This window comes from Brachyspira catarrhinii, assembly GCF_005518285.1.
In the GTDB taxonomy this organism is placed as follows: Bacteria; Spirochaetota; Brachyspiria; order Brachyspirales; family Brachyspiraceae; genus Brachyspira; species Brachyspira catarrhinii.
Map to the genome: position 1 here is coordinate 1 of NZ_SJDU01000130.1, position 5,868 is coordinate 5,868.

At 30.6% G+C, this 5,868-nt stretch carries 5 protein-coding genes and 1 pseudogene; 1 reads left to right on the forward strand and 5 read right to left on the reverse strand.

Going from position 1 to position 5,868, the window contains the following annotated elements; translation table 11 throughout:
- A pseudogene (locus EZH24_RS06165) lies at positions 1-622 on the forward strand (galactokinase); the annotation flags it as partial.
- Here EZH24_RS06165 and EZH24_RS06170 read toward each other — a convergent pair.
- The 5 genes from EZH24_RS06170 to EZH24_RS06190 are packed head-to-tail and all read right to left on the reverse strand — an operon-like array spanning position 623 to position 5,551.
- Positions 623-2,356: a DUF342 domain-containing protein gene (locus EZH24_RS06170; protein WP_137998259.1), complete on the reverse strand. Its 1,734-nt coding sequence runs from the start codon at positions 2,354-2,356 to the stop codon at positions 623-625.
- A gap of 51 nt (positions 2,357-2,407) precedes the next feature.
- On the reverse strand, positions 2,408-3,208 hold the full coding sequence (locus EZH24_RS06175; RefSeq protein WP_137998260.1) for a class I SAM-dependent methyltransferase: 801 nt from the start codon (positions 3,206-3,208) through the stop codon (positions 2,408-2,410).
- A gap of 59 nt (positions 3,209-3,267) precedes the next feature.
- Positions 3,268-3,930, reverse strand: a complete 663-nt coding sequence (locus tag EZH24_RS06180; RefSeq protein WP_137998261.1) for a PASTA domain-containing protein — start codon at positions 3,928-3,930, stop codon at positions 3,268-3,270.
- A 19-nt stretch (positions 3,931-3,949) separates the two neighbouring features.
- Complete coding sequence (gene fmt, locus EZH24_RS06185; protein WP_137998262.1) at positions 3,950-4,885, reverse strand: methionyl-tRNA formyltransferase; 936 nt, start codon at positions 4,883-4,885, stop codon at positions 3,950-3,952.
- Between the two features lie 42 nt (positions 4,886-4,927).
- Entirely contained in the window at positions 4,928-5,551 is a 624-nt protein-coding gene (locus tag EZH24_RS06190) for a hypothetical protein (protein ID WP_137998263.1), read from the reverse strand.
- Positions 5,552-5,868 lie beyond the last annotated feature (317 nt).

Consider the following 5,868-nt stretch of genomic DNA (forward strand, 5'->3'; position numbering starts at 1 on the left):
TCGAATAGAAAAAGTGGAATACGCTCGAATAGAAAAAGTGGAATACGACTTTGAAAAATCGGGCTACGCTTTAATGATAGTAGACGCGAAGGGAGACCATAGTTCGCTTACTGGAGAATACGCGGCGATAAGAGAGGAAATGAATTCAATTGCAAAATATTTTTCAAAAGAAGTTTGCCGAGATATAACAAAAGAAGAATTAATTTCAAACGCTTCAAAAATAAGAGAGACTATAGGAGACAGAGCGATATTGCGAGCCTATCATTTCATTACCGAAAACGAAAGAGTCATAAATCAAATTAACGCTTTAAAAAATAACGATATAAAAAAATATTTGAATCTTATGAACGAATCGGGGCTTTCAAGTTTTATGTATTTGCAAAATTGTTTTTCAATTACAAGCTCAAAAAATATGGGAGTCGCTTTGGCTTTAACGCTTACGAAAGATTTTTTAAACGGAGACGGAGCATGCAGAGTTCATGGCGGAGGTTTTGCGGGAACTATTCAATCGCTTATTCCGTTAAATAAAGTCGAAGAATATACAAAACTTATGGATTCGATATTCGGAGAAAAAAGCGCGATTAAAATAAAGGTTCGACAATCTCCCGTTTGCGAAATATAATTATCTTTCGGCTACGACATCGATTTTCGCATATTCTTCTGGCGGCAAAATCTTCGGAGCTTTTTCTGAAATATCTCTTAATTCTTTCGAGTAAAAATATTCCGTTCCAGAGATTTTATTCGTAATATATTTTCTTATATTCGATATATAAACCGTAACGCCGGGAAAAAATCCTTCCATAGAAGTGACGCTGCTGTTGGATAATTTTTCAAATTCTTCGCTCATTTCTTTTCTTTTTTCTTCCAATTCGGTCGTTTCTTTTACAAGGTTGGTCACTTTCTTCAATATATTTTTTATCGTCTCTCTTTTATTTTCTGGTATTCTCTGTATAAACGCTTTAGGGTCTTTAAAATATTCCGAACCGAGCAGAGTTTTAAATTTGCTTATCTCTTCTCTATTCGCTTTTATTGTTGTTTGTATATTTTTAAATAAAGCGTATGCTTCGGCGTCTCTTCCGACAATAATAGTCGTTTTGGATTCGCTTATCGCTCCTATACTTCTTGCCCAAACTCCGTTTAAAGCCTTTACATTTCCTCCGATTATTACTCCCTTTCCTTCCAATACTATAACTCTATTATTGCAAGATATGTCCGAGTTTACTATTTGATTCGCTATCACATCTCCGTTCGATATTAAATTGGCGTTTCTTATAAAAGATGCGTAAACTTTTCCGTTTATATGCATGTCGCTGTCGGGTCCGCCGATAATTCCTCCCGATACGATTAAATTTCCTCCGCAGTTTATTTTAGCGTCTTCGATATTTCCGTTTACTTTAATATCGCCTTCGGTTTTAATGCTAAATCCCGGGGTTACATTTTCTTTGATTATAACAGAACCGTCAACTTCTATATTTCCCGTAGACAAATCGACTTTTTCAATTTCAATCACATTGCTAACCGAAATTGTATTATTGTTGTTTACCAAAATTCCTTTTATAGCGCTTTTTATATTTATTCCGTCCGCTTCAACTTTAAGATTATTTCCGATTTTGTAGCAAGGGTCTTCATCATAATTCGCTTCCAAAACTTCATCGTAAATATCGAGTCCGTCAATCGCGGGTTTTTCGGGAATGAAATGAGCTATTTGAACTCCCGCGTCTATATTATGTATAAAACTTCTTTCTTTAAAATCTATGCTTCCGTCTTCCGATTTTTTTCCCGTTTCTATCGACATATCGTAATCGAGTATAACTTTTTGCACATTGCCGTCTATTGGTTTTTTTCCTTCAACGAATACGCAGCAAACTCCTTCGTTAAATTTCAAATTCTCTTCGACAAGCTCTGAAACTTTATCGTAATCTACCATCAATTTAATCGGTATTTCCGAAATAAGATTTTGAATATCGTCCGCGGATAATTGTCTTTTTAATTGTTTTTGAGGAGGCAAAACCATGATTCCGCGCCATTTATCTTCCACATTTATAACGGGAATAACCGAAACGGAATTCATGCCGTCATAAACCACATAACCGAAAACGGCGCTTCTGTATATGCCCGTCATTTTATCGAATTTAACATTTTTTCCCGCTTTGATTCCAGCTCTTTTAGTGATTGATTTTAAAATTTGCTCGCCTGTTACCGCGTAATTTTTCAAAAGCTCGGTATATAAAAGTTGATTATTAGGTTCGGAGTCCACAATTTTTTCGTATATTTCCCGAACATTGATGGTATTGTCAAAAGAATATTCGTAATTGTTGGGGTCCATTGAAAGTAATCCGCTATTTTCCGTTGCCATAATAATCTCCTTAATTTATTGCTTATATTTTATTATAAATTTTATTATAAATTATTTTTTACATAAAAAAAGCATCACATCGCCTTTATTGAATATTTTAACATATTTATCAAAAAATAACTTTATTAATTTATTAGAATTTTTCTCTATGGGAATACTTCCCCAAGAAAAATCTTTCATAATATTGAAGCCTATACTTTTCATATATTTAGATAAAGTTTTTTTTGAAAAAAGCCATAAATGTTGAGGCATAACCGCCCGCCATTTAGCGCCGTATTTTTTCGCAAATATTCCGTCCGCGTTTGGAGTCGTAATAGCCAAATAGCCTCCTTTAGCGAGTATTCTATAAACTTCTTTTAAAGTTTCGGCGGGATTTGGAACATGCTCTATAACATGCGAAAAATGTATAAACGAAAAAAAATCGCTTTCAAAACCGATTTCTATAAGGCTTCTCTCATAAACTTTCAAATTATAATTTTCTCTCGCGTATTTTGCCGAAGAAGAACAAATTTCAACTCCGTAAGTATAGTAACCTTCGCTTTTCAAATAATTAAGAGTCATTCCCGTAGCGCATCCTATATCCAAAACATTTTTATTTGGAAATTCTTTTTTTATATTTTCAAAATCTATATCCTTTAACGCGAGTCTTATAAGCTTAAAAAAATTCTCCTGATTTGCAACCTCGTATTCAAAATAATTGTCGTCATATATAGCGTCAATTTCTTTTTGGCTTATAACGGGATATTGATAAATTAATCCGCAATTTGAACATTTATTATAGCTAACCAAATCGGATTTTATATAGAGTTCCGATTCTTCGCCATTACAGAATTCGCATTTATTATTTGTCATCGCTATATAATACTCCAATATTCATAATCGGAAAAATTTTCACAATTCTTATATATAAATCAATTTTCGCTTTTCTTATTAACCGTTAAAGTTATTTCCATATTATTTTTTATAATCTCGTTCTCTTTAGGAATTTGAGATAAAACAATATCGTTTTCGTTAGTTTCGTCTTGCAATTCAATAATATCGTTAATAATAATATTCGGCAATCTGCTTATCACTTCGTTTGAAATTATATTAAGCGCTTCTTCGTATTTCATTCCCGTAATATCGGGCATATTTAAGGTTATCTGTTCGGGAGAGTTAATTACCAAATATACAGTTCTTCCTTCTTTTATTTTCACTCCGCCTTTAGGCTCTTGATTTACGACAGTTCCCAAAGGAAAATTACTAAAATAATGAGTTTGAACTTTTAGATTAATATTTTCTTTTTCCAAAATATCAAAAGCTTCGTAAATTTCTTTATTCAAAACATCGGGAAGTATGAAAGATTTTCCGCCAGCTTTCACCACTATAAACACGACTATCGAAACCACGAAACATTGCAAAACGAATAATAATAATGCAAATAGAAGAAGCCTCTTAAAAACCAACGCCGAATTTTGATTAACCATTATATCTTTTGGCAGAATTATTTTTAGAAATTTCATTAATTTAATTTTTGCTTTATTAAAAAAATATTTTGTTTTATTCGATTTAATTTTATTAATTAAGTCTTTCATAATTTATATTTAAACTCCTCTATTTAAAATATTCGCCTTCTTTTAATTTATTTCCGCATAAAAATTCTTTAACGGTTTGTCTTTTTTTTCCTTCTTTTTGCAATTCTTTTATGATATAAATTCCGTTTAACGCCGAGACAAAAATTCCATCGTTATTCGTTTCGAGTATTTTTCCGAAATTTGAATTATTGTCTGATTTTTGATATTCGCTTTTAAAAACTTTTATCATAAAATTATCGTAATAACAAAACGCCATTGGGTATCGGACAAACGCTTTAGTCATATTATGCAAGCTTAAAGCGTCTTTTGAAAAATCCAATTTTCCGTCTTCTTTTTTTATTTTCTTGCAATAAGTGGCTTTTTTATCGTCCTGTTTTTTCAGATTTGAAATATATTTTTCGACATCGCTAAAAAATTCTTTTAATAAATTAACTCCGCTTTTTTTAATTTCTTCGTATAATTCGTAAAACTGCCAATTTTCCGAAATTTCAAATTCTTCTTGCAATATAATATCTCCTTCGTCCAATTTATAATCCATTTTTTGTAATGTCGTTCCCGTCTTTTTAAATCCGTTTAGTAAAGCATGTTCCACGGGACTCGCTCCTCTCAAAATTGGCAAAAGAGAACCGTGAATATTTATTGGCATTATTTTAGGAATCGATAAAGTTTTTTTCGATAAAATTTTTCCATAAGCGATAACGATTAAAAAATCTGGTTTTAAATCGGATAAAGTTTTATTAAAATCTTCGCCGTTTATGTTTTCTGGTTTCAAAAGTTTAATATTATTTTCCAAAGCTATTTTGCTTACTTCGGATATTATTATATTTCCCTTTCTGTCTTTTTTGGAATCTATCGGCGCTATTATCGAGGATATATTGACATTATCCATTTTCATTAATTGCAAAATACAATCCGCCGTAAAATCCGTAGAACCAGCAACGATAACATTATACATAAATCTATTATATAAGGTTACCTTTAAAAGTCAAATTAAAAGTTATTCTGTAACAGTAGTAACAAGAGTAATATCTTTAACAAATATTGTCTTAATATTTTCTTCAATTGTCGACTCTTCTCCCAATACTCTAACTTGTTTATTTAAATAACTTGAAAATAAATTCGCCGTATTCATATCAATAGCGAGAAGCTTATAAATTTCAGAGGTTTCATTTTCTTCCAAATAATAATAGCTTTCATTTTCCTTTAGTAAACCCCACTTTTCTTTAGTAGGCTCTGCAGATACGATGCTAATATCAAATAAATATTTGTCCCAAGATTGCCCAACAGTATTTATAGCTCCCGTTCGGTTTCCTTTAAAATTATTCGAGTAAGTGGCTTTTATTGTTATAGTTTTTCCTATATTTTCTCCCGTAGCATATTCGTTTAATTTATCAATATCCGATTGAACCATAACTCTATATTCTTCTAAACCTTCTTTTACTATAAATTGTCTAAATTCATAGTCAATTATATCATACATTGAAGGCAAATGAGGAGATGGGTCTACAATTCCCGTATAGGTAGAATAAACGGGTTGTGGCTCTTCATTGCTTTTGCAAGAAATTATTTGAAAATAAAAAATACTCAAAATAATCGTAAAAATAAATAATTTAAATTTCATAATTTATACTCCTTTTATGGAAATATTAATTCTTTTATTTATAAACAGTCGAGAGATATTTCCCGATAGGTTATACAAAGTTAAAATTGGATTAACTAAATGTAGAATATATTTTTTATATAGATAAAATATATAATTTATAAATTGCAATAGAAAAAGGACAGAATTATAGTCTGTCTGTCTGTTACGAATTTAACGCAAAATTTATTATTCATAATTAAATTAAACTCTTTTAATTAATCTATACATAAGATAACATAAAAATAAAAAAAGTCAAGTATTTTTTTATTAAAGTATTTTTTTATTATTTTAACTTA

Excerpts from the sequence above, each read along its gene's own strand:
- EZH24_RS06180 (WP_137998261.1), bottom strand. The coding sequence starts at position 3,930 with ATGAAAGACTTAATTAATAAAATTAAATCGAATAAAACAAAATATTTT.
- EZH24_RS06175 (WP_137998260.1), bottom strand. The coding sequence starts at position 3,208 with ATGACAAATAATAAATGCGAATTCTGTAATGGCGAAGAATCGGAACTC.
- fmt (WP_137998262.1), bottom strand. The coding sequence starts at position 4,885 with ATGTATAATGTTATCGTTGCTGGTTCTACGGATTTTACGGCGGATTGT.
- EZH24_RS06170 (WP_137998259.1), bottom strand. The coding sequence starts at position 2,356 with ATGGCAACGGAAAATAGCGGATTACTTTCAATGGACCCCAACAATTAC.
- EZH24_RS06190 (WP_137998263.1), bottom strand. The coding sequence starts at position 5,551 with ATGAAATTTAAATTATTTATTTTTACGATTATTTTGAGTATTTTTTAT.